Genomic DNA, 24,679 nt, shown 5'->3' with positions numbered 1-24,679 from the left:
GGCGAGTGCTGCTGCAATGGCCGCGTTCATGCGTTAGTCGAGCCGGGTCCAGCTAATGCCCTTGCACAGCAGGCCGGCCACGATGCAGCCTTTTGTGGTCATGTTGTCGCCGTTCACGGTCACCGTTATCTTGTATGACTTATCCCGCTGTGGGTCGAAGGCTGTACCCGAATAGCTGCCTGCATCGCTTTGCTTGATATCCATGATCAGGCGATCGCCGGTTTTTTCTTTCGGCGTGCCGGGTTTGATCCATGTGTTGGTGGCGCATATTTTCTCACCACAGGGGGCGATCACCACTTTCGCGTTACCATCGCCACGCGCCCAGTTGCCGTCGATCTCGGCTGCTGTCGCGCTGAGCCCAACCAGCATCGGGAAGAGGGCGGATGAGATTGCCAATGCATTGACTTTCATGGTTTTTCTCCACTGTTGGTCCCGCCTTATCGGTGTTCTATCGTGTACAGGCCGACATTGATCGCTCCCTCGGCAAAACCTGCTTCGCAATAGCAGAGGTAATAGTCCCACAGCCGCCGGAAGCGGTCATCGAAACCGAGCAGGGAGATCGTCTGCCATTTTGCATGGAAACGCTGGCGCCATTCTGCGAGGGTGAGCGCGTAGGACTGACCGAATAGGTCCGTCTCGGTCACTTTCAGCCCAGCACGTCCAACCGATTGTTCGAGGGCAGAATTGGACGGCAGAAAACCGCCGGGAAAGACGTATTTCTGAATGAAGTCCGCGTTGCGCCTATAGGTGTCGAAGCGGCTTTCCTCGATGGAGATGATTTGCAGCACCGCGCGGCCACCGGGTTTCAGGCAGCGTTTCAGCGTTTCGAAATAGCTCGGCCAATAGGCTTCGCCCACCGCTTCGAACATTTCCACGGAAACGATGCTGTCGAATTGCCCTTTGACGTCGCGGTAATCCTGCAGACGCAGATCGATCCGGTCGGCCTTGCCTTCCTTTTCAGCGGCATTTTTTGCCCAGCGCAGCTGTGAGGGGGACAGGGTGATGCCGGTCACCTTGGCATTCTGCCGTGTGGCAAGGTGGACGGCGAGTGCGCCCCAGCCGCAACCGATCTCCAACACATCGCGATTTTCACCCAATTGCAGTTTTTCGGTAATGCGCTCGAGTTTTTTCAGCTGCGCGGCCTCGAGGGTCGGGGTCGTCTCGTCAAAAATTGCCGAGGAGTAGAGCATGGAGGGATCAAGCCACTGCCGATAAAACTCATTGCCGAGATCGTAATGCGCTTCGATGTTTCGGCGACTGCCGCGTCTGGTATTGGCGTTCAGAAGATGCGCCATGCGGTTGATCAGGCGCATCGGCTTGCTGCCGCGCACGGAGCGGTCAAATGCCTCACGATTTTGCGCAGCGAAACGGATGAGCGCCGTCAGGTCCGGTGTGGACCAGTCCTCCTCGATGAAACCTTCGGCGAAGCCGATATCGCCGTTAACGAGCACCCGGCGGATCGCGCGCCAGTTATGCAGCACCAGAACGACTTCGATACCGTCCGATCTGCCGGCTTTTTCGATCGTTCCGCCGTCGGGAAGAATGATGCGCAGCCGACCACGGTCGATATTGTTGAGCAGCCGGTTAATCAGCCACAGGCCGATGCCGCGGCGGCCCTTGAGGCTCGTATTCTGCGCAGGTAGTTCCGAGAGATTTTCAAACGGGGTCATGAATTCTGGCCTCGATTTGCGACGATGAAGGATGAACGAAGGAGACAGGCTCGGCAGGCGGTAGCGGACGTTTTTTGAGCCGCACGCCCTTCAGCCAGATTTTAAGGGCCTCCCAGTGAATGCCGAGAACGACTTTCAGCGTCAGGAAGGGGATCGTGGCGAAGGCTTTCAAAAGCGCGCCATCGGTCAGTTCGACACGCCGGCCAAGGTGCCGGGCGGTGAGGACGATACCGTCATCGTCGAACGTATCGATGACGATCTTCAGTCTGTCACCTGGAGGGATGACCCGGAAAACATAGCGCAGATTCATGTCCATGAAGGGCGAGACATAAAAGGCTTTGTCGCAACGCTGGACGATTTCCGGACCTTCGCCGGCCTCAACCGGGATCAGATAGGCATGTCGTTGCCCGAAGGTGTTATCCACCTCCCAGAGGATGGCTTTCAGCGACATGTCGCGCCCATGACAAAAGAACACGCTGAGAGGGTTGAAAGCCCAGCCGAGCAGGCGCGGCATGGTGAGCAGGCGAATGGGCCCTCCATCCACGGCGATACCCGCCGCGGCCATTGCCGTCTCTATCTGCCGGCGCAAGCCAATCGCGCTGCCGTCGCCGCGGTCCCTGCGATGAAATGAAAACAGGTTGAACCGGTCCACGGAGAAAAACCGCAATTTCCGGTCGAGCATCTCCAGCTCATCGAGATCGAGAAGCAGCGAATAGATCCGGTAGGCAAGTTTATGGGTCTTGGGCTTCAAGCGCGCATGGGTCACATGACCCGGAAAAAGCGCTGAGGTGAGGGGAGGCGTCATGCTGTCGCCTCCATGAGTTCAGCGTCCGTCGCAATGGTTTGCAAATCCAGGCGAACAATGCGGCCGCTATCGTCGGCGACCTTCCATGGCCTTTTCACGCCGCCGAGATCCTCGGCGACGGCAAGGCCCGCCTGAAGTCCATCCTCGTGAAAACCTGATCCGAAATAAGCGCCGCAGAACCAGGTGTTTCGCAGACCCTGCAAAGCCCATAGTTCCCGACGCATCTGTTCGGTGCCGGCGTCAAAAACGGGATGGTGATAGGTTTCCTCGGCGATGATCGTTCCTTCGTCCGGTTGCCGGACAGGGTTCAATGTTACGAACGTGTCCGGGGTTTTTCCCAGCGGCTGAAGTCTGTTCATCCAGTAGGTGATGCTGGGCTGACCCGCTTCAATGCCTGTGTCGGCCACATAGTTCCAACTTGACCAGGCGGCGCGGCGATGCGGCATGAAACTGCTGTCGGTGTGAAGCACGGCGCGGTTTTTCGTGTAGCTGAATGCGCCCAGAATGCGCTGTTCAGCGCGCGAGGCATCTACCAGCATGTTGAGCGACTGATCGGCATGGGTTGCGATCACCACGTCATCGAAGTGGGCAGTGTTGTCGTCAGCGGTGGTGATTTCGACGCCGCCCGGCAGGCGGCGAATGCGTGTCACCGGCGTCGACAGCCGAATTCGGTCGGCAAAGGGCACCGTGATGCGTTTGACATATTCGCGCGAGCCCCCGGCGACGGTGCGCCAGACCGGCCGGTCGCGCAGCAATAGCAGACCGTGATTGCGGCAGAATTTGATGAAATGTGCTGCCGGATAACGACCGACCTCCATCGCCGGCGTGGACCATATGGCTGCCGCCATGGGGTAAAGATGATCGTCCCGGAACGCCGCCCCATACCCGTTGCGCGTGAGATATTCGTCAAGCGATATGTCGCCCATCAAATGCAGATCGCGGGGGGCATTGCGGTAAAACCGAAGGAGGTCCGCCAGCATCGCCCAGAAACGTGGTCTGAGCAGATTTCTCTTCTGTGCCAGCAGGCCAAGACCGGTGCCGCCGGAATATTCAAAGCCGCCATTATCAAGTGAGACGGCGAAAGACATGTTCGAGGCCGCGGTCGGTACGTCGAGCGTTTTGAAAAGCGCGGTGAGATTGGGATAGGTCCACTCATTATAGACGATAAACCCGGTATCGACAGGAACCGGTCCATTATCCGTATCGAATGACACCGTGTTGCTGTGACCGCCGACGCGATCGGCCGCTTCGAAGACCGTCACATCGTGCCGTTTCGACAAAAGCCAGGCTGCCGACAGACCGGAAATGCCCGTGCCGACAATTGCGATGCGGCGCCGGCTATCTTTTTGTCTCGCTTCCGTGTCGGTCATCTATCCTCGCTATCGCATTACAGAAATTTGTCGTGGGACAGCGCAGATACGAAGCAGGGGGCGGATAAGTTTCAGGGGGCAGGTGTTTTTTTGGAATCTTTTCCGAAACCTGAAACTCTTTTGCCGGTTCGGTCGTATTTGCCATCACGAAACCCGGTCTCCATCTGTTCAAACGGTGAGCGAAGTAGTGATGTTGTCTGTGATCCTGACGCTTGCCATTCTCATGTCGCTCCTGATGGCAGGCGCGTGGGCGCTGCAGAGAGCAACTGGTTCGAGCGGCTGGATCGACACCGTCTGGTCGGCTAGTGTCGGGCTAGGCGGCGTTCTGGCTGTTTTATTCGCGGAAGGAGACGGCTGGCGGCGTGCGGTCGTATTTTTCCTTGTCGTGGTCTGGTCGTTGCGGCTTGCCGGTCACATCGGCATGCGCACGCGAGGCGGCGGAGAGGATCCCCGTTATGCCAAGCTGATCGAGGAGTGGGGGAGCGCGGCCTCTCTCAGGCTTTTTATCTTCCTCCAGATACAGGCCATTGCCGCTTTCGTGCTCGTTCTTGCGGTTTATCTCGCTGCCAGTAACGGTCAGGATTTTCCGCGTATCATCGATGTCTTCGCCACGGTGGTCGCTTTGACCGCGCTGGCCGGTGAAGCGCTCTCGGATGCCCAGCTTTCAAAATTCCGAAACACGCCGGAGGCTAAAACCGGCGTCTGTGAAACCGGCCTCTGGCGTTATTCCCGCCACCCCAATTATTTCTTCGAATGGCTTTTCTGGTGCAGTTTCCCGCTGCTCGCCATTCAGGAACAGGTCTTGTCCTGGGCGTCGCTTGCCGCACCTATGATGATGTACTGGCTGCTCGTCCATGTCTCCGGCATTCCGCCGCTTGAAGAGCACATGCTGAAATCGCGCGGAGAGAAATTCCGCGCCCTGCAACGCCGCGTCAACGCCTTCTTTCCGGGGCCGCGCAAGAACGAGGAAACGCCATGAACATGCTTGCCTTCGCCATCAATGCCGCAGAACGCGCACCGCTCAATGACGCGGTCACACTGGCTGGTATAGATATGCTCTGCGCACGAACGAAACGGCGGCTTGCAACTATCCCTCCTGATGCGGAATTGGCCTTTGTGAAGGATATGGCGCAGTTTCCCATCGCCAGCCATACGGACGAGGCAAACAGACAACACTACGAAGTCCCAGCCGAATTCTTTTCGCTGGCTCTCGGCGCGCAGCGCAAATATTCCTGCTGTTATTATCCCGATGCCACGACGACGCTCGATGAAGCCGAGACCGCGGCGCTTTCCGAGACCGTGGCCCATGCCGGGCTGCTCGATGGCATGGATATTCTCGAACTCGGTTGTGGGTGGGGTTCACTCTCACTCTATATGGCAGGCCGTTTTCCCAACGCGCGGATCACGTCGGTTTCGAATTCCGCATCGCAGCGCGACTACATCATGGGCTGCGCCCGGGAGCGAGGTTTCTCCAATCTTTCGGTGGTGACCGTCGACATGAATGATTTCACGACCGGCAATCGTTTCGATCGTGTTGTCTCGGTGGAAATGTTCGAGCACATGTCGAACTGGCAGAGCCTGTTTGAGCGCGTCCGTTCCTGGCTGCAGCCGGAAGGCAGGTTCTTCCTGCACGTCTTCAATCACCGCGACCGATCCTACCGCTTTGACCACAATAATCCGGCCGACTGGATCGCCCAGCATTTCTTTACCGGCGGCATCATGCCCGCTTTCGATCTGCCTCATCGTTTTGGGGAGATTTTCACCGTGGAACAGGACTGGCGATGGTCCGGTCTACATTACCGACGGACAGCTCTTGATTGGCTGGCGAATTTTGACCGGGAGATTGACCGTATCCGGCCGATCTTGAAGCGCGTTTATGGGAATGACGCGCGACTGTGGGAACGTCGCTGGCGACTTTTCTTCCTCGCAACCGCCGGGCTGTTTGGGCATCAGGGTGGCGAGGTCTGGGGTGTAGGGCACTACCTTCTCGCGCCAACCTGAACCGTGAAGGGAACGGACGGCTCGCCAACAGGCCGGGTTTCCGACCTGCTTCAGCCCATCTCGAGCGCTGAGTGTATCCGTTGCTTTTCCGCATCGAGTTCACTCAGCCGCACCATATGCGCCGTGATCTTCTCGAAGATTGACGAGCGATCCTCTGTCGCCACACGTTCCAGATGACGCAGGGCTGCGATGACCTCGATCAGATCGATGCGCTCCTGTTCAATTTTTTCAATATTCCACAGCATGTTCGCATGTCCCATTGGCATGCTTCTCAACGGCCTTCGCGGAAAAAGGTTCAACTCAGTAGAATTTAAGGTAAATTTTATCCTATCGACTGCGACACTGCACGCCGCGACCGGTTTTTTGGCAAATCGATTAATGGGGGGAGCGACACTGCTCCCGCGCGCCTGCCGCTGCCATATAACTATTATCGGTGGGATGGTATGAGGCGTACTGCGCTGCACACCACTTGACGTGGTTGATTTCTGTCTGCGACAGGGCATAACCGTTGGCGGTGGCTTCTTCACCTTTACCCGCAGCAAAGGCGGATGCGGAGTTACCGCGGCCATTTGTGTCCGGTGCCTGTTCCTGCTGCTGATAGGCCGGTTGTATGAGGCTCAATGCATGGGCGGGCACGGTAGCGGCGGTAGATATTGCGACGCCAAGAGCGAGCGCGGAGATGGTCTTCGGCATCCTCAACATCGGTAAATCCTCGTTAATCGTTCGAGATGCTAACGAAAACTTAGGAAATTCGTTCCGAAGAAGGGTTGACCGCACACGAATACGTGATTCTCGAGGCGAGCGCCTATCGTGCTCGCGACGACAGAACGCGTGTTGTCACAGGTGGCTGACACACGGCGCTGATGGCGACGGCGCGATGGCGTCGTCTTGATAAATCTGACGCGCCAGATGAGCGCATGTCGTCTGCCATCAATCGGACTTTTTCCTTACCGCACTGCTCGTTGACAAGTGGAAAATCCGGTCGGATAGTCGGCCGGCAATCATGCAACCGGGAGTCTTCAATGTTTAACAGGGTTGTCATTCTCTCATCATTTGCGCTGCTGGCATCGGCGGCGTTTGTCTCCCCCGCAGCCGCACTCACCATGAAGGAGTGCAGCGTGAAATATCAGGCCGCGAAAACCGACGGGTCTGCCAAGGATATCAAGTGGAACGACTATCGTGCGAAGTTCTGTGGCAGCGACGCAGCCGCTGAAGATGCCGCCGATGACAAGCAGGTCGCGGCCACCACCGAAAAAGAACCCGAAAAAGCGACGATAAAGGCCCCGAAGGGCGTCGCTTTTCCGAGTGCTGTCGATAAGAAATATTCAAGCGAGACGCCCGGAAAGGCCCGCCTGAAAACCTGCGTCGACTCCTATCACAAGAACAAGAATGACGGCACGCTCGGTGATCTGAAATGGATCCAGAAGGGCGGCGGCTACTGGAGCCTCTGCAATACCGCTCTCAAGAGCTGAGACGGGCGGGAGCGGCGAGCAATGTTCGCTGCTCCGGCATCGTTGCGTTTCCGAAACGGCCTTGGCTAACGCATATGCCGATTCGGCTGCGATTATTCACGCATGAGCCTTTGCCGGCATAGCCGGAGCATGAGGATATCTTGCTCATCCGTAATCAGGGGCTGATCGCGGATGAGCGGGTTTCTCGCGTGCCGGAAATCACGGCATGGGCAACCCCGTTTTCGGGCGGGTAAAATCTGCGAATGGCTTAGGATTCAGTCTCTTGATAGAAAGAGTTGATCCTGCGGCTCGATCCGCATCCAGCAATTTAAACGACAGCGGCTGTCCGATCGCGGCTGGTCGGCAATGTGGGCGGATGACCAGACGATTTCGAAACTATCTCACCGTGCTGGCCATATCGCTGCTGATGTGGATGGTGATACTCGGCGTTGTCTATTGGCTGTTTCGATAATTGCGCCGCAGCGTGCGGGCCGCGCTGAAACTGCTGCGATACGGATGCCGTAACGAGCCCGGACAATACCTCCGCCGCGTATCCTCAAAAATTTGACCTGTGACGGGCGGCCGCCTCATTTCGGCTCTGCACCCATGCCTTATAATTGGGTGTAATCAGGAAAGGGCCGTCATGAAAAAATCCGTTGCCGCACCATGCCTTGCAGTCTTTGCTTTATCGATTGCTACCGGCGCTCTCGCGGAAGATCTGGTGATTCCGCTTCCGAAAGACACGGCGGTTGAGAAGGTGGAAACCACTTACCAATGTGCTGCCGACCGGGTGGAAGCTGTCTATTTTAATGCCGGCGATGTCAGCCTCGTGCGGCTGGAGCTGAAGGATGGCGTTACCGTCGCTGCAAATGTCATTTCCGGGTCGGGCGCCAAATATCAGGGTGGCGTTTATGTCTGGTGGTCGAAGGGTGACGAAGCCGATCTTTATGATCTGATGGCAGATCCTGACATGAAGAAGCCGGTTCACTGCGTGGATGTCAAGAAGTCCTGATCGCCGGAGATATCCCCTTGGAGGAGCGGCGGCAGGGCGGTTTCTGAAAACCTTGCCATGCCGCCGGTCAGCGTGGGGGTAGGGCGCGTTCAGCCAAGAACGAGCGAAGCTAGAAGCGCCAGCAGGATGAGAGAGCTGGCGACGAAGCCCAGCTTCATCCTGCGAAGGCGGCGGGTACGACCGCCGCTCCAGTCATAAGCCATTGGCAGCTTTACCTTTCTTTTTATTATTATGACTTATTGCTAGCTCCCTAGGCTTGCTCGTGGCTGACCTCAATTGCCAGAATCCATCGGCGAGAAATCACGATTTCCCTGTCTGATCATGATGTTGCAGCACGTGCTGCGATTGATTCCCGCCGTTTGTGAGCGCAGCGGCGGGACGTGCGGATGCGATGGGTGCACGGCAAAAAAAAGGCCCGGAAACTGGTGTTTCCGGGCCTGGTCAGAACCAATTGTTGCCGTCTGTCTCAGCCGAGATAGGCCTGGATATAGGGCAGAACCTCAAGCGTGCCGTGATACAGCATGTTGAGCGCCACATAGATAATGACGATGAGGCCGAGATAGGAAATCCAGCGATAACGGTGCAGCAGCTTGGCGACGAAGTTGGCGGCGAGACCCATCAGCGCAATCGAAACGATGAGGCCGATGATCAGCACCGTCACATGTTCCTGCGCGGCGCCGGCGACAGCAAGCACATTGTCCAGCGACATCGAGACGTCGGCGATGACGATCTGGGTCGCGGCCTGGAAGAAAGTCTTGTGACCCTTGGTCAGATCGGCCTCGTCGTCCGTCACCTCATCTTCGATGGAACCGGCGGCCTCGCGCAGTTCCGTCCACATCTTCCAGCACACCCAGGCGAGCAACAGGCCGCCGAACAGTTGCAGGCCGACGATGGCGAGGAGTTGCACGGTGACTGCGGCAAAACCGATGCGCAGAACCGTGGCGGCAATGATACCGACCAGAATGGCCTTGCGGCGAAGATGGGCGGGAAGACCCGCGGCGGCAAGGCCGATGACGATGGCATTGTCGCCCGCCAGAACGAGATCGATCGCAATGACCTGTAAGAATGCCGTGAAACCGGCGGCTGTGAAGATTTCCATGGAATGGTCCTGAAACGGATAATAAGGACACGGGGGAAAGCGAAGGATCGATATAGAGCGCGGCCGGCGTGACCTGCGTCTCGTTCCAATCGCCTGTCTCCCCCGGCGATGGAATGTCCTTAAGCCATCATGCCGGTGCCGGTAAAGAAGTTGTGATGCAAATATCTCAATTAGTGATCGGCAATGGAGGAGGAGAGGGCTCGTCGGGCCTGCCCCGGCACTCCCTCTTGAGGGGTTTAAATGTCGCTAAACATATACCATATAAGCGGCTCGGGGCACGCTTGGAGCGCGCGCGAAGACGCTTTCACAATTAAGTCTTGCGCATTCGCTTACAAAGCCTTAAACGGCGACACCAAACCGGTTCGCCGGGAAATCGACTTCACGTTCACAGGAAGCAATTCACATGGCAAAGAGCAAGTTTGAGCGCAATAAGCCGCACGTCAACATTGGCACGATCGGTCACGTCGACCACGGCAAGACGTCGTTGACTGCTGCGATCACGAAGTATTTCGGCGAATACAAGGCGTATGACCAGATCGACGCCGCGCCTGAAGAAAAGGCTCGTGGTATCACGATTTCGACGGCACACGTTGAGTATGAGACGCCTGCGCGTCACTACGCACACGTCGACTGCCCCGGCCACGCCGACTACGTGAAGAACATGATCACCGGTGCTGCCCAGATGGACGGCGCGATCCTGGTTTGCTCGGCTGCCGACGGCCCGATGCCGCAGACCCGCGAGCACATCCTGCTTGCCCGTCAGGTTGGCGTCCCGGCTCTGGTCGTGTTCCTCAACAAGGTGGACCAGGTTGACGACGAAGAGCTTCTCGAGCTCGTCGAGCTTGAAGTTCGCGAACTTCTGTCGTCCTACGACTTCCCGGGCGACGATGTTCCTGTCATCAAGGGTTCGGCTCTTGCCGCTCTTGAAGATTCGAACAAGAAGATCGGTGAAGACGCGATCCGCGAGCTGATGGCCGCTGTTGACACCTACATCCCGACGCCTGAGCGTCCGATCGACCAGCCGTTCCTGATGCCGATCGAAGACGTGTTCTCGATCTCTGGCCGTGGTACGGTTGTGACGGGTCGCGTTGAGCGCGGTATCGTCAAGGTTGGTGAAGAAGTCGAGATCGTCGGTATCAAGCCAACGTCTAAGACGACTGTTACCGGCGTTGAAATGTTCCGCAAGCTGCTCGACCAGGGCCAGGCTGGCGACAACATCGGTGCACTCGTTCGCGGCGTTACCCGTGACGGCGTTGAGCGTGGTCAGATCCTGTGCAAGCCGGGTTCGGTCAAGCCGCACAAGAAGTTCATGGCAGAAGCCTACATCCTGACGAAGGAAGAAGGCGGCCGTCATACGCCGTTCTTCACGAACTACCGTCCGCAGTTCTACTTCCGTACGACTGACGTTACCGGTATCGTTTCGCTTCCTGAAGGCACGGAAATGGTTATGCCTGGCGACAACGTGACTGTTGAAGTCGAGCTGATCGTTCCGATCGCGATGGAAGAAAAGCTGCGCTTCGCTATCCGCGAAGGCGGCCGTACCGTCGGCGCTGGCATCGTTGCTTCGATCGTCGAGTAATTTTCGGGCCTGAAAAGGCTTGAAGGAAACCCCGCTGGAAACAGCGGGGTTTTTTGTTTTGTATTGGGTCTTGGGAGAGGGGGTGACTTTCGCTCTCCGGCCCGGGCTGCTACTTCATGGCTGGGGAGATGACGAGGAGTATCATGAAAAAGCGCATTCTATTTACCGGCGGTTCCGGCAAGGCTGGCAGGCATGTGATCCCGTGGCTCATCGACAAGGGTTACGAGGTCCACAACATCGATCTTGTCCCGCTCGACAAGCCGGGCGTTACCAATCTCATCGTCGATATCACCGATAGCGGGCAGGTCTTTAACGCCCTGTCCATGCATCGCGACTTCTCGGAACTTGAAAGCGGGAAGGGTGTGTTGCCTTACGATGCGGTGATCCATTTTGCCGCGGTTCCGCGCATCCTGATCAAGCCAGACAACGAGACGTTCCGCATCAATACGATGGGCACCTATAATGTCATCGAGGCTGCGGTGAAGCTTGGCATACGTAAGATCGTGATTGCATCGAGCGAGACCACCTACGGCGTTTGTTTTGCCGAGGGTGAGAAGGATTTCCATCATTTCCCGCTTGAGGAGGACTATGATGTCGATCCGATGGATTCCTACGGCCTCTCCAAGGTGGTGAATGAAAAGACGGCGCGGGCGTTTGCCGAACGAAGCGGATGCGACATTTACGCGCTTCGAATCGGCAATGTCATCGAACCTCATGAATATGAGAAATTTCCGGGCTTTTTCGCCCGTCCCGAGACGCGCAAACGCAACGCCTGGGGTTACATCGACGCACGCGACCTCGGCCAGATCTGCCATCTGTGCATCGAAAAGAACGGCCTGGGCTATCAGGTCTTCAACGCGGTCAATGATACGGCTACGGCGACTGTTCCCACACGCGTGCTTGCTCAGACCTATTTCCCCAATGTGGTTTTCCGGCGCGAGATCGAAGGCCATGAGGGATTGATTTCGAACCGCAAGATCCGCGACGTGCTGGGTTTCAGGGAAGAGCACGACTGGCGCAAATACGTCAAACCCTGAGAAGTGAGGGCTTTTTGGGGACCAGAGTGGAAAAAACAAAAAACACACTTGCCATTCTTTTCCCGGCGTCTTAAAGGAGCGCATACCGAATTGGCCAAGCGATTTTCGCGGCCGGTTCCGGTGTTTAAGGGGTATAGCTCAGTTGGTAGAGCGGCGGTCTCCAAAACCGCAGGTCGTAAGTTCGAGCCTTACTGCCCCTGCCACTTTCCATTCGCAAGCGCGGTTTTCGCTGCATGGCAGATGGGGCCGGATTTCCGGCGAATTTCGCCGAATGTCGATTTCCTCTTGTTAAAAGTGGAATCGGTGTTTATGTAGGTCAAAACAGACACGCGGTGCGTGGGGCTGATTAGTTCGGCTTTACGCGCCGTAATTGCGTGGGCAGTCAATGGCATCCAAAACTAATCCGTTTACGTTTCTGCAGCAGGTTCGCGCCGAAGCGTCAAAGATCACTTGGCCGTCGCGCCGCGAGACCATGATTTCGACGGCTATGGTGCTGGTGATGGTCATTTTTGCGGCTCTGTTCTTCTTTGCTGCGGACCAGCTCATTGGCTGGCTGCTTAGCCTGGTGTTGAACGTCGGCCGGTAACGGCACGGTCAAAGGCCCGGTAGAAGGATCGAACGGAGAATAAAATGGCAGCGCGCTGGTACATCGTTCACGCATATTCGAATTTCGAAAAGAAGGTCGCTGAGTCGATCGAGGAAAAGGCCCGTCAGAAGGGTCTGAGTCATCTTTTCGAGAAAATCCTCGTGCCGACCGAAAAGGTGGTCGAGGTGCGTCGTGGCCGCAAGGTCGATAGCGAGCGCAAGTTCTTTCCGGGTTACGTGCTGGTGCGCGCCAACCTGACGGATGAGGCCTATCACCTCATCAAGAATACGCCGAAGGTCACCGGTTTCCTCGGTTCGGACAGCAAGCCTGTTCCGATCCCGGATTATGAAGCCGACCGCATCCTCGGTCAGGTTCAGGAAGGTGTCGAGCGTCCGAAGTCTTCGGTTTCGTTCGAGATCGGCGAGCAGGTTCGCGTCTCCGACGGTCCGTTCGCGTCGTTCAACGGCGTGGTTCAGGATGTCGACGAAGAGCGTTCGCGCCTGAAGGTGGAAGTTTCGATTTTCGGCCGCGCTACGCCGGTCGAGCTGGAATACAATCAGGTCGAGAAGGTCTGATTGGAGGGGCGAAGCCCCGAACGCGTGGAAGGCTAACTGGCTCTTTAAGCCGGGGCAGGGCGCCGCACCACGCAACCGCAGCCGCCGGAGCGATCCGGCTCGAAGAGAAGCCGGGTAACCGGTTTGAATTGAAAGGCAGAGAGATATGGCTAAGAAAGTTGCAGGCCAGCTCAAGTTGCAGGTAAAGGCTGGGTCGGCCAATCCGTCCCCGCCGATCGGTCCCGCACTTGGTCAGCGTGGCATTAACATCATGGAATTCTGCAAGGCGTTCAATGCCGCCACGCAGGAAATGGAAAAGGGTATGCCGATCCCGGTCGTCATCACCTATTACCAGGACAAGTCCTTCACCTTCGCGATGAAGCAGCCGCCGATGACCTATTGGCTGAAGAAGGAAGCGAAGATCACCTCCGGTTCCAAGACGCCTGGCAAGGGCGCCAAGGTCGGCTCCATCACCAAGGCTCAGGTCAAGACGATCGCAGAAGCCAAGATGAAGGATCTGAACGCAGCCGACATCGAAGGCGCAATGGCAATGGTTGAGGGCTCCGCCCGCGCCATGGGCCTGGAAGTGGTAGGTTGATCATGGCCAAGGTAGCAAAGCGCATTCAGAAGATCCGCGAAGGCGTGGATCCCAACAAGCTTTACGTTCTCACCGACGCCATTTCGATGGTCAAGGAACGTGCTGTCGCCAAGTTCGACGAAACCGTTGAAGTTTCGATGAACCTCGGCGTTGACCCGCGCCATGCGGACCAGATGGTTCGTGGCGTTGTCAACCTGCCGAACGGCACCGGCCGTGACGTTCGCGTCGCCGTTTTCGCCCGTGGCGTCAAGGCTGATGAAGCCACGGCTGCCGGCGCTGACGTTGTTGGCGCGGAAGAACTGGTTGAAATCGTTCAGGGCGGCAAGATCGATTTCGATCGTTGCATCGCGACCCCGGACATGATGCCGCTCGTCGGCCGTCTCGGCAAGGTACTCGGCCCGCGTGGCATGATGCCGAACCCGAAGGTCGGTACCGTGACGATGGATGTTGCCGGCGCCGTCAAGGCGTCCAAGGGCGGCGCTGTCGAGTTCCGCGTCGAAAAGGCCGGTATCGTACACGCTGGTATTGGCAAGGCTTCGTTCGACGCCAAGGCTCTTGAAGAAAACATCAAGGCTTTCGCCGACGCCGTCATCAAGGCAAAGCCGACGGGTGCCAAGGGCAACTACGTCAAGCGCGTCGCGATTTCCTCGACCATGGGTCCGGGCGTCAAGATCGAACCGTCGTCGGTTACGGCTTAATCAATTCTCGCGCTTCCTATCGGGGAGCGTGACTAAAAGAATTTCCGGCTCTCAGGGAGCCGGAGATTTCCGGGGAAACCCGGAACTCCTGTCCGAGATTGTGGGTGGCCTTGTCTTTCGGGATTTGGCCTTAATCATTCAACCTGCATGAGACGGGTGAGGCTGGATTTGAGGCATCTTAGGATGCCTGACTGTCCGGTTCGAACCTAGTGTGCCTGTGCCTGAAGCCGTTTGCGGCGACAGAGCGGGGGACAGGATCCTCGAGCGTCGCTCGGGATCTTTGCAAAAAGGTCCCTTGGGGCAAAGGCAAACCCGACGGGTTCACATAATGTGGTCCCGTCTACTGGAGACAGACAGTGGAAAGAGCGGAAAAACGCGAATTCGTCACGGAGCTGAACGAAGTCTTCAAGGCTTCCGGTTCGGTTGTCGTGGCCCACTATGCTGGTGTCACCGTTGCGCAGATGAACGACTTCCGTTCGAAGATGCGCGCTGCCGGAGGCACCGTCAAGGTCGCGAAGAACCGCCTGGCCAAGATCGCTCTTCAGGGCACGGAGTCGGAAGGGATGACAAATCTCTTCAAGGGCCAGACGCTGATTGCATACAGCGTCGACCCGATGATCGCTCCGAAAGTCGTCATGGACTTCGCAAAGACCAACGATAAAGTCGTTGTTCTCGGCGGTTCCATGGGCGCAACCACGCTCAACGCCGAAGCAGTCAAGTCGCTTGCGACCCTGCCTTCGCTGGACGAGCTGCGCGCAAAGCTGCTGGGCCTACTCAACGCCCCGGCAACTCGCGTCGCTACGGTTGTCGCAGCACCTGCAAGCCAGCTTGCACGCGTGTTCTCGGCTTACGCCAAGAAGGACGAAGCCGCTTAAGGCGGTTTTTCGCTGTAATTATTCAAACTGGTTCGAACTGAACAAAAGGAACTATCAAAATGGCTGATCTCGCAAAGATCGTAGAAGACCTCTCCACCCTGACCGTTCTGGAAGCTGCAGAACTGTCGAAGCTTCTTGAAGAAAAGTGGGGCGTTTCCGCTGCTGCTCCGGTAGCTGTTGCTGCTGCTGGCGGTGCTGGCGCTGCTGCTGCTGTTGAAGAAGAAAAGACCGAATTCGACGTCGTTCTGGTTGACGCTGGCGCCAACAAGATCAACGTCATCAAGGAAGTCCGCGCTATCACGGGTCTCGGCCTGAAGGAAGCCAAGGACCTCGTTGAAGGCGCTCCGAAGGCTGTCAAGGAAGCTGTTTCCAAGGCTGAAGCTGCTGACCTCAAGAAGAAGCTTGAAGACGCTGGCGCCAAGGTCGACGTTAAGTAATCTTGCGATTGCTGGCGGGAAGGGGCTTAACGCCCCTTTCCGTCGTTATCGTTTTTAAAACTCATTACCCAAAAGCCGCGTGAAAATGGCTTTTGGGTAATGGGTTCTTCAAGAGAATGGTTCCGAACCGGCTCATCTAGGCAATCCGGCCTGATCGATCCGGGATGTGGAACGAGATTGATGACACCCATTGCTTGACGGGATCGACTGGCCATCGGTTCCCGTCCGTTGCAGGCCCGGATGCAATTTTTAAAGGAGCGACGATGGCTCAGACCCTTTCGTTTAACGGTCGCAGGCGCGTACGCAAGTTTTTCGGCAAAATTCCAGAAGTAGCGGAAATGCCGAACCTCATCGAGGTTCAGAAGGCTTCGTATGACCAGTTTCTCATGGTTGACGAGCCCAAGGGTGGCCGTCCCGACGAGGGATTGAATGCCGTATTCAAATCCGTATTCCCGATCACCGATTTTTCCGGCGCCTCCATGCTCGAATTCGTGTCCTACGAATTCGAAGCGCCGAAGTTCGACGTCGAGGAATGCCGTCAGCGCGATCTGACCTACGCAGCGCCGCTCAAGGTGACGCTGCGCCTCATCGTGTTCGATATCGACGAGGATACAGGCGCGAAGTCCATCAAGGACATCAAGGAACAGTCCGTCTACATGGGCGACATGCCGCTCATGACCAATAACGGCACGTTCATCGTCAACGGCACCGAGCGCGTCATCGTTTCGCAGATGCACCGTTCGCCGGGCGTGTTCTTCGACCACGACAAGGGCAAGAGCCATTCTTCCGGCAAGCTGCTTTTCGCTGCCCGCGTGATTCCGTATCGCGGTTCCTGGCTCGACATCGAGTTCGACGCCAAGGACATCGTCTATGCGCGTATCGACCGTCGCCGCAAGCTGCCCGTGACCTCGCTCCTGATGGCGCTTGGCATGGATGGCGAAGAAATCCTGTCGACCTTCTACACCAAGGCGACCTATGAGCGCTCCGGCGATGGCTGGCGCATTCCGTTCCAGCCTGAAGCGCTGAAGAATGCCAAGGTCATCACCGACATGATCGACGCCGACACCGGCGAAGTCGTTGTCGAAGGTGGCAAGAAGCTGACCCCGCGCCTCATCCGCCAGCTCGTCGACAAGGGCCTGAAGGCACTGAAGGCGACCGACGAAGATCTCTACGGCAACTACCTGGCCGAAGACATCGTCAATTACTCGACGGGCGAGATCTATCTCGAAGCCGGCGACGAAATCGACGAGAAGACGCTCGGCCTCATTCTGCAGTCCGGCTTTGACGAGATTCCGGTTCTCAACATCGACCACGTCAATGTTGGCGCCTATATCCGCAACACGCTGTCTGCGGACAAGAACCAGAACCGCCAGGAAGCGCTGTTCGACATCTACCGCGTCATGCGTCCGGGTGAGCCGCCGACCATGGATTCGGCCGAAGCGATGTTCAACTCGCTGTTCTTCGATGCCGAACGTTACGATCTCTCGGCTGTTGGCCGCGTGAAGATGAACATGCGTCTCGACCTCGACGCGGAAGACACCGTGCGCACGCTGCGCAAGGAAGACATCCTCGCGGTCGTGAAGATGCTGGTCGAACTGCGTGACGGCAAGGGCGAAATCGACGACATCGACAACCTCGGCAACCGCCGTGTCCGTTCTGTCGGCGAGCTGATGGAAAACCAGTATCGTCTGGGCCTTCTGCGCATGGAACGTGCGATCAAGGAACGTATGTCCTCGATCGAAATCGACACCGTGATGCCGCAGGACCTGATCAACGCGAAGCCGGCAGCTGCCGCCGTTCGCGAATTCTTCGGTTCCTCGCAGCTGTCGCAGTTCATGGACCAGGTGAACCCGCTTTCGGAAATCACCCACAAGCGTCGTCTTTCGGCTCTTGGACCGGGTGGTCTGACCCGTGAGCGCGCCGGCTTCGAAGTCCGCGACGTTCACCCGACCCATTACGGCCGTATTTGCCCGATCGAAACGCCTGAAGGCCCGAACATCGGTCTGATCAACTCGCTTGCAACCTTTGCCCGTGTGAACAAGTACGGCTTTATCGAAAGCCCGTACCGCAAGATCATTGACGGCAAGGTGACAACCGACGTGATCTACCTCTCCGCCATGGAAGAGGCCAAGTACTACGTTGCACAGGCCAATGCCGAACTTGACGCCGAAGGCGCCTTCACTGAAGAGTTCGTCGTCTGCCGTCACTCGGGCGAAGTTATGCTCGCACCGCGCGACAACATCAACCTGATGGACGTTTCGCCGAAGCAGCTCGTTTCGGTCGCAGCGGCTCTCATTCCGTTCCTGGAAAACGACGACGCCAACCGCGCTCTCATGGGCTCGAACATGCAGCGTCAGGCCGTTCCGCTTCTGCGCGCCGAGGCACCGTTCGTCGGTACCGGCATGGAGCCGATCGTTGCCCGTGACTCCGGCGCTGCCATTGCAGCCCGTCGTGGCGGTGTGGTCGATCAGGTGGATGCGACCCGTATCGTTATCCGCGCTACGGAAGACCTCGATGCCGGCAAATCCGGTGTTGATATCTACCGTCTGCAGAAGTTCCAGCGTTCGAACCAGAACACCTGCGTCAACCAGCGTCCGCTGGTTTCCGTCGGTGACGCCATCTCCAAGGGTGACATCATCGCGGACGGTCCGTCGACCGACCTCGGCGATCTGGCACTTGGCCGTAACGCGCTCGTCGCGTTCATGCCCTGGAACGGCTACAACTACGAAGACTCGATCCTGATGTCGGAGCGTATCGTTTCCGACGACGTGTTCACCTCCATCCATATCGAAGAATTCGAAGTGATGGCGCGTGACACGAAGCTTGGTCCGGAAGAAATCACGCGCGACATTCCGAACGTTTCGGAAGAAGCACTGAAGAACCTCGACGAAGCCGGCATCGTCTACATCGGTGCGGAAGTTCAGCCGGGCGACATCCTCGTCGGCAAGATCACGCCGAAGGGCGAAAGCCCGATGACGCCGGAAGAAAAACTTCTGCGCGCCATCTTCGGTGAAAAGGCTTCCGACGTCCGCGACACGTCCATGCGCATGCCTCCGGGCACGTTCGGCACGATCGTGGAAGTCCGCGTCTTCAACCGTCACGGTGTGGAGAAGGACGAGCGCGCGATGGCTATCGAGCGCGAAGAGATCGAGCGCTTGGCGAAGGACCGCGACGACGAACAGGCAATTCTCGACCGTAACGTCTACGGCCGCCTGATCGACATGCTGCGTGGCCACGTTTCCATCGCCGGTCCGAAGGGCTTCAAGAAGGGCGTCGAGCTTTCCAACGCCGTCGTCTCCGAATATCCCCGCTCGCAGTGGTGGATGTTCGCGGTCGAGGACGAGAAAGCCCAGTCCGAACTGGAAGCACTTCGCGGCCAGTACGACGAATCCAAGTCGCGTCTTGAACAGCGCTTCATGGACAAGGTCGAAAAGGTCCAGCGCGGCGATGAAATGCCTCCTGGTGTCATGAAGATGGTCAAGGTCTTCGTCGCTGTGAAGCGCAAGATCCAGCCGGGCGACAAGATGGCCGGCCGTCACGGTAACAAGGGCGTCGTCTCGCGTATCGTTCCGGTCGAGGACATGCCGTTCCTCGAAGACGGCACGCATGTCGACATCTGCTTGAACCCGCTCGGCGTGCCTTCGCGCATGAACGTCGGCCAGATCCTCGAAACCCACCTCGCATGGGCATGCGCAGGCATGGGCAAGAAGATCGGCGAGATGCTCGAAGAGTATCGCAAGACGATGGACATCAGCGAGCTTCGCAGCGAGCTGACGGAAATCTACGCGTCCGAAGCCAATGATGAGGTTCAGCGTTTCGATGACGACTCGCTGGTGAAGCTTGCCGAAGAAGCCAAGCGCGGTGTTTCCATCGCGACCCCGGTTTTCGACGGTGCGCATGAGCCTGACGTCGCCGCGATGCTGAAGAAGGCAGGTCTGCATGAATCCGGTCAGTCCGTCCTTTATGACGGCCGTACCGGTGAGCCGTTCGACCGCAAGGTCACCGTCGGCTACATGTACATGATCAAGCTGAACCACCTTGTCGACGACAAGATCCACGCTCGCTCGATCGGTCCTTACTCGCTCGTTACCCAGCAGCCGCTGGGCGGCAAGGCGCAGTTCGGCGGACAGCGCTTCGGGGAAATGGAAGTCTGGGCTCTGGAAGCATACGGCGCGGCTTACACGCTGCAGGAAATGCTCACCGTCAAGTCGGACGACGTTGCCGGCCGCACCAAGGTCTACGAAGCGATCGTCCGTGGCGACGACACCTTCGAGGCCGGTATCCCTGAGAGCTTCAACGTTCTCGTCAAGGAAATGCGGTCGCTCGGTCTGTCGGTCGAACTGGAGAACTCGAAGATCGAGAACCAGTCCGAGGACCAGCTGCCCGACGCGGCGGAATAAACACGATAGAGGCGGGCGCCTTCCAGGGCGCCTGCCGGTTTCCCCGTCAGCCCGGCTGGCGTGGGACACTTTCGCCGCATTGTGCGGTTAAATCCGTATTTAAAGCTCTGGACGGTGACCCGGGAAGAAGCCGGTCCAGATGCAAACAGGGGCAGCAGCTAGCCTCTCAAGGAGACAAGGCATGAACCAAGAGGTCATGAATCTTTTCAATCCTCAGGTGCCTGCGCAGCATTTCGATTCCATCCGGATTTCGATCGCTTCGCCGGAAAAAATCCTGTCGTGGTCCTACGGCGAGATCAAGAAGCCGGAAACCATCAACTACCGTACGTTCAAGCCTGAGCGTGACGGTCTCTTCTGCGCGCGCATCTTTGGACCGATCAAGGACTACGAATGCCTGTGCGGCAAGTACAAGCGCATGAAGTACAAGGGCATCATCTGCGAAAAGTGCGGCGTCGAAGTGACGCTGTCGCGCGTTCGCCGTGAGCGCATGGGCCATATCGAGCTCGCAGCGCCGGTTGCCCATATCTGGTTCCTGAAGTCGCTTCCCTCGCGTATCTCGACCTTGCTCGACATGACGCTGAAGGATGTCGAACGCGTTCTCTATTTCGAGAACTACATCGTCACCGAGCCTGGCCTCACATCGCTCAAGCAGAACCAGCTTCTGTCTGAAGAAGAGTACATGATCGCCGTCGACGAGTTCGGCGAAGACCAGTTCACCGCCATGATCGGCGCTGAAGCCATCTATGAGATGCTGGCTTCGATGAACCTCGAAAAGATCGCTGGCGACCTGCGCGCCGAGCTTGCTGAAACGACTTCTGACCTCAAGCAGAAGAAGTTCATGAAGCGCCTGAAGATCGTCGAGAACTTCATGGAGAGCGGCAACCGTCCGGAATGGATGATCATGAAGGTCGTTCCGGTCATTCCGCCGGACCTGCGTCCGCTGGTTCCGCTGGATGGCGGCCGTTTTGCGACGTCCGACCTCAACGATCTCTATCGCCGCGTCATCAACCGTAACAACCGTCTGAAGCGCCTGATCGAGCTTCGTGCGCCTGGCATCATCATCCGCAATGAAAAGCGTATGTTGCAGGAATCCGTCGATGCGCTGTTCGACAACGGCCGTCGCGGCCGCGTCATCACGGGTGCCAACAAGCGTCCGCTGAAGTCGCTCTCCGACATGCTCAAGGGCAAGCAGGGCCGCTTCCGCCAGAACCTTCTCGGCAAGCGCGTCGACTATTCCGGCCGTTCGGTTATCGTGACCGGTCCGGAACTGAAACTGCACCAGTGCGGCCTGCCGAAGAAGATGGCGCTCGAACTGTTCAAGCCGTTCATCTATGCCCGTCTCGACGCCAAGGGTTACTCCTCGACCGTCAAGCAGGCCAAGAAGCTGGTTGAAAAGGAAAAGCCTGAGGTCTGGGATATCCTCGACGAGGTTATCCGCGAACATCCGGTTCTTCTGAACCGCGCACCGACGCTGCACCGTCTGGGTATCCAGGCTTTCGAACCCATGCTGGTCGAAGGCAAGGCCATCCAGCTGCATCCGCTCGTCTGCACGGCCTTCAACGCCGACTTCGACGGCGACCAGATGGCTGTTCACGTTCCGCTCTCGCTGGAAGCCCAGCTGGAAGCGCGCGTGCTGATGATGTCGACCAACAACATCCTGCATCCGGCAAACGGCCACCCGATCATCGTTCCTTCGCAGGACATGGTTCTCGGCCTGTATTACCTGTCGATCATGAACCAGAACGAGCCCGGCGAAGGCATGGCTTTCTCGGATATCGGCGAATTGCATCACGCGCTTGAAAACAAGGTCGTGACGCTGCATGCCAAGATCCGTGGCCGCTTCAAGACTGTGGATGCCGACGGCAAGCCGGTTTCCAAGATCCATGAAACGACGCCTGGCCGTATGCTTATCGGCGAACTTCTGCCGAAGAACGTCAACGTGCCTTTCGACACCTGCAACCAGGAAATGACCAAGAAGAACATCTCCAAGATGATCGACACGGTCTACCGTCATTGCGGCCAGAAAGACACGGTCATCTTCTGCGACCGCATCATGCAGCTCGGCTTCAGCCATGCCTGCCGCGCCGGCATTTCGTTCGGCAAGGACGACATGGTCATTCCGGACAGCAAGGTGAAGATCGTCGGTGACACCGAAGCCTTGGTGAAGGAATACGAACAGCAGTACAATGATGGTCTCATCACCCAGGGCGAAAAGTACAACAAGGTTGTCGACGCCTGGGGCAAGGCTACCGAAAAGGTCGCTGAAGAAATGATGGCGCGCATCAAGGCTGTCGAGTTCGATCCGGAAACGGGCCGCCAGAAGCCGATGAACTCCATCTACATGATGTCCCACTCGGGTGCTCGTGGTTCTCCGAACCAGATGCGTCAGCTGGGCGGCATGCGCGGCCTGATGGCCAAGCCTTCGGGCGAAATCATCGAGACGCCGATCATCTCGAACTTCAAGGAAGGTCTGACCGTTAACGAGTACTTCAACTCGACCCACGGTGCCCGTAAGGGTCTTGCAGACACCGCCCTGAAGACCGCAAACTCGGGTTACCTGACCCGTCGCCTCGTCGACGTGGCGCAGGATTGCATCGTCAACTCCGTGGATTGCGGCACCGACAAGGGCCTCACCATGACCGCCATCGTCGATGCCGGTCAGATCGTGGCCTCGATTGGCGCCCGTATCCTCGGCCGCACGGCGCTCGACGACATCGACAACCCGGTGACTGGCGAGAACATCGTCAAGGCCGGCACGCTGATCGACGAAGCCGACGTTGCCATCATCGAGAAGGCTGGCATCCAGTCCGTTCGCATCCGTTCGGCTCTGACCTGCGAAGTGCAGATCGGCGTCTGCGGCGTCTGCTACGGTCGTGACCTTGCACGCGGCACACCCGTGAACATGGGCGAAGCCGTTGGCGTCATCGCCGCACAGTCGATCGGTGAACCGGGCACGCAGCTCACCATGCGTACCTTCCACCTTGGCGGTACAGCAAACGTGGTCGACCAGTCGTTCCTGGAAGCGTCGTATGAAGGTACGATCCAGATCAAGAACCGCAACATCCTGCGGAACTCCGAAGGCGTTCTCATCGCCATGGGCCGTAACATGTCGGTTACGATCCTTGATGAGCGTGGCGTCGAACGTTCCTCGCAGCGTGTCGCTTACGGTTCGAAGATCTTCGTGGACGATGGCGACAAGGTTAAGCGCGGTCAGCGTCTTGCAGAGTGGGATCCTTACACCCGTCCGATGATGACGGAAGTGGAAGGTACCGTTCACTTCGAGGACCTCGTCGACGGTCTCTCCGTTCTGGAAGCCACCGACGAATCCACCGGCATCACCAAGCGTCAGGTCATTGACTGGCGCTCGACGCCGCGCGGTTCGGATTTGAAGCCTGCTATCATCATCAAGGATGCTTCCGGCGCAGTCGCGAAGCTTTCCCGTGGTGGCGAAGCCCGCTTCCATCTGTCCGTGGATGCGATCCTCTCGGTCGAACCTGGTTCGAAGGTCTCCCAGGGTGATGTGCTTGCACGTTCGCCGCTGGAAAGCGCCAAGACGAAGGACATCACCGGTGGTCTGCCGCGCGTTGCCGAACTGTTCGAAGCGCGTCGTCCGAAGGATCACGCCGTCATCGCAGAGATCGACGGTACCATCCGGCTGGGTCGCGACTACAAGAACAAGCGTCGCGTTCAGATCGAGCCTGCGGAAGACGGTGTCGAGCCGGTCGAATACCTGATCCCGAAGGGCAAGCCCTTCCATCTTCAGGAAGGCGACTACATCGAGAAGGGCGAATACATTCTCGACGGCAACCCGGCACCGCACGACATTCTGGCGATCAAGGGTGTAGAGGCTCTGGCTTCCTACCTCGTGAACGAAATCCAGGAAGTCTACCGATTGCAGGGCGTTGTGATCAACGACAAGCACATCGAGGTGATCGTTCGCCAGATGCTGCAGAAGGTCGAGATCACCGATGCTGGTGACAGCCAGTACATCGTTGGCGACAATGTCGATCGCATCGAGATGGAAGACATGAACGACCGTCTCATCGAAGAGGGCAAGAAGCCTGCTTATGGCGAGCCGGTTCTGCTCGGCATCACCAAGGCTTCGTTGCAGACGCCGTCCTTCATCTCGGCCGCATCCTTCCAGGAAACCACCAAGGTTCTCACGGAAGCTGCAATCGCCGGCAAGACGGACACGCTGCAGGGCCTCAAGGAAAACGTCATCGTCGGCCGTCTCATCCCGGCCGGTACTGGTGGCACTATGACGCAGATCCGCCGCATCGCCACCTCGCGCGACGACCTCATTCTCGAGGAACGCCGCAAGGGTACGGGTGCAAGCTCTGCGAACCAGATGCTGCAGGACATGACGGACCAGGTTCCTGCCGCCGAATAAGGTCAGGCAAGGGCAGGGACTTTACGAAGCCCCGCCATGGTTCAGTAAAAACGCCCCGAGCAATCCGGGCGTTTTTGTTTGTGCAGAAACCGGCCGGTGCCTTTTGGTGTACTGCGG

21 protein-coding genes and 1 tRNA gene are annotated in these 24,679 nt (G+C 57.7%); 15 read left to right on the top strand and 7 right to left on the bottom strand.

Annotated elements, in window-relative coordinates:
• Positions 1-33: 33 nt before the first annotated feature.
• Genes NYR50_RS08380 through NYR50_RS08365 form a run of 4 tightly spaced genes read right to left on the bottom strand, consistent with a single transcriptional unit; the run spans position 34 to position 3,845 of the window.
• On the bottom strand, positions 34-411 hold the full coding sequence (locus NYR50_RS08380; protein WP_174008798.1) for a DUF2147 domain-containing protein: 378 nt from the start codon (positions 409-411) through the stop codon (positions 34-36).
• A 26-nt stretch (positions 412-437) separates the two neighbouring features.
• Positions 438-1,670: a class I SAM-dependent methyltransferase gene (locus NYR50_RS08375; protein WP_418135609.1), complete on the bottom strand. Its 1,233-nt coding sequence runs from the start codon at positions 1,668-1,670 to the stop codon at positions 438-440.
• Positions 1,657-2,475, bottom strand: a complete 819-nt coding sequence (locus tag NYR50_RS08370; protein ID WP_418135608.1) for a DUF1365 domain-containing protein — start codon at positions 2,473-2,475, stop codon at positions 1,657-1,659. The genes NYR50_RS08375 and NYR50_RS08370 overlap by 14 nt, the downstream gene beginning before the upstream one ends.
• Positions 2,472-3,845 (bottom strand): NAD(P)/FAD-dependent oxidoreductase, encoded by a 1,374-nt coding sequence (locus tag NYR50_RS08365; protein WP_418135607.1) that lies wholly within the window; start codon positions 3,843-3,845, stop codon positions 2,472-2,474. Before NYR50_RS08365 ends, NYR50_RS08370 begins: the two co-directional genes overlap by 4 nt.
• 190 nt (positions 3,846-4,035) lie before the next feature.
• Between NYR50_RS08365 and NYR50_RS08360 the strand changes: the two genes are divergently transcribed.
• Together NYR50_RS08360 and NYR50_RS08355 are read left to right on the top strand one after the other, a co-directional pair.
• Positions 4,036-4,824, top strand: coding sequence for a DUF1295 domain-containing protein (locus NYR50_RS08360; protein WP_418135606.1), 789 nt, complete (start codon positions 4,036-4,038; stop codon positions 4,822-4,824).
• The gene (locus NYR50_RS08355; RefSeq protein WP_418135605.1) at positions 4,821-5,846 is read left to right on the top strand and encodes an SAM-dependent methyltransferase; all 1,026 of its coding nucleotides are present in this window, start codon (positions 4,821-4,823) and stop codon (positions 5,844-5,846) included. Before NYR50_RS08360 ends, NYR50_RS08355 begins: the two co-directional genes overlap by 4 nt.
• 50 nt (positions 5,847-5,896) lie before the next feature.
• On the opposite strand, the gene NYR50_RS08350 is transcribed toward NYR50_RS08355, so the two are convergent.
• Positions 5,897-6,091: a hypothetical protein gene (locus NYR50_RS08350; protein WP_418135604.1), complete on the bottom strand. Its 195-nt coding sequence runs from the start codon at positions 6,089-6,091 to the stop codon at positions 5,897-5,899.
• A 130-nt stretch (positions 6,092-6,221) separates the two neighbouring features.
• Positions 6,222-6,548, bottom strand: a complete 327-nt coding sequence (locus NYR50_RS08345) for a BA14K family protein (RefSeq protein WP_418135603.1) — start codon at positions 6,546-6,548, stop codon at positions 6,222-6,224.
• 320 nt (positions 6,549-6,868) lie between these two features.
• On the opposite strand from NYR50_RS08345, the gene NYR50_RS08340 reads away from it, so the two are divergent.
• Positions 6,869-7,318 (top strand): hypothetical protein, encoded by a 450-nt coding sequence (locus tag NYR50_RS08340; RefSeq protein WP_174008790.1) that lies wholly within the window; start codon positions 6,869-6,871, stop codon positions 7,316-7,318.
• A gap of 622 nt (positions 7,319-7,940) precedes the next feature.
• Entirely contained in the window at positions 7,941-8,309 is a 369-nt protein-coding gene (locus NYR50_RS08335) for an MliC family protein (RefSeq protein ID WP_174008789.1), read from the top strand.
• Positions 8,310-8,775: 466 nt separating this feature from the next.
• On the opposite strand, the gene NYR50_RS08330 is transcribed toward NYR50_RS08335, so the two are convergent.
• Positions 8,776-9,408, bottom strand: a complete 633-nt coding sequence (locus tag NYR50_RS08330; protein WP_418135602.1) for a TerC family protein — start codon at positions 9,406-9,408, stop codon at positions 8,776-8,778.
• Between the two features lie 403 nt (positions 9,409-9,811).
• Here NYR50_RS08330 and tuf point away from each other — a divergent pair, with 403 nt between their 5' ends.
• From tuf to rpoC, 11 genes are all read left to right on the top strand, one after another.
• Positions 9,812-10,987, top strand: a complete 1,176-nt coding sequence (gene tuf / locus NYR50_RS08325) for an elongation factor Tu (protein WP_418135601.1) — start codon at positions 9,812-9,814, stop codon at positions 10,985-10,987.
• A 143-nt stretch (positions 10,988-11,130) separates the two neighbouring features.
• A complete protein-coding gene (locus NYR50_RS08320) occupies positions 11,131-12,024 on the top strand; it encodes an NAD-dependent epimerase/dehydratase family protein (RefSeq protein ID WP_418135600.1) in 894 nt (297 codons plus the stop codon).
• 127 nt (positions 12,025-12,151) lie between these two features.
• Positions 12,152-12,227: transfer RNA gene (locus NYR50_RS08315), tRNA-Trp, on the top strand.
• A gap of 182 nt (positions 12,228-12,409) precedes the next feature.
• Positions 12,410-12,610 carry a preprotein translocase subunit SecE gene (gene secE / locus NYR50_RS08310; protein ID WP_003523719.1) on the top strand — a complete coding sequence of 67 codons (201 nt, stop codon included), beginning with the start codon at positions 12,410-12,412 and terminating at the stop codon, positions 12,608-12,610.
• 44 nt (positions 12,611-12,654) lie between these two features.
• Positions 12,655-13,185: a transcription termination/antitermination protein NusG gene (gene nusG, locus NYR50_RS08305; RefSeq protein ID WP_006316434.1), complete on the top strand. Its 531-nt coding sequence runs from the start codon at positions 12,655-12,657 to the stop codon at positions 13,183-13,185.
• A gap of 145 nt (positions 13,186-13,330) precedes the next feature.
• The gene (rplK, locus tag NYR50_RS08300; protein WP_006316435.1) at positions 13,331-13,762 is read left to right on the top strand and encodes a 50S ribosomal protein L11; all 432 of its coding nucleotides are present in this window, start codon (positions 13,331-13,333) and stop codon (positions 13,760-13,762) included.
• Between the two features lie 2 nt (positions 13,763-13,764).
• On the top strand, positions 13,765-14,460 hold the full coding sequence (gene rplA / locus NYR50_RS08295; RefSeq protein ID WP_010971967.1) for a 50S ribosomal protein L1: 696 nt from the start codon (positions 13,765-13,767) through the stop codon (positions 14,458-14,460).
• A gap of 356 nt (positions 14,461-14,816) precedes the next feature.
• Complete coding sequence (rplJ, locus tag NYR50_RS08290; RefSeq protein WP_003507705.1) at positions 14,817-15,335, top strand: 50S ribosomal protein L10; 519 nt, start codon at positions 14,817-14,819, stop codon at positions 15,333-15,335.
• 59 nt (positions 15,336-15,394) lie between these two features.
• Entirely contained in the window at positions 15,395-15,772 is a 378-nt protein-coding gene (gene rplL, locus NYR50_RS08285) for a 50S ribosomal protein L7/L12 (RefSeq protein WP_006316437.1), read from the top strand.
• 263 nt (positions 15,773-16,035) lie between these two features.
• Positions 16,036-20,172, top strand: a complete 4,137-nt coding sequence (gene rpoB / locus NYR50_RS08280) for a DNA-directed RNA polymerase subunit beta (protein WP_418135599.1) — start codon at positions 16,036-16,038, stop codon at positions 20,170-20,172.
• Positions 20,173-20,353: 181 nt separating this feature from the next.
• Positions 20,354-24,562 (top strand): DNA-directed RNA polymerase subunit beta', encoded by a 4,209-nt coding sequence (rpoC, locus tag NYR50_RS08275; RefSeq protein ID WP_418135598.1) that lies wholly within the window; start codon positions 20,354-20,356, stop codon positions 24,560-24,562.
• Positions 24,563-24,679 lie beyond the last annotated feature (117 nt).

This window comes from Agrobacterium sp. El2ro-1b, assembly GCF_048298475.1.
GTDB classification, from domain to species: Bacteria; Pseudomonadota; Alphaproteobacteria; order Rhizobiales; family Rhizobiaceae; genus Agrobacterium; species Agrobacterium fabrum.
This window is presented reverse-complemented; position numbering and strand designations above follow the sequence as displayed.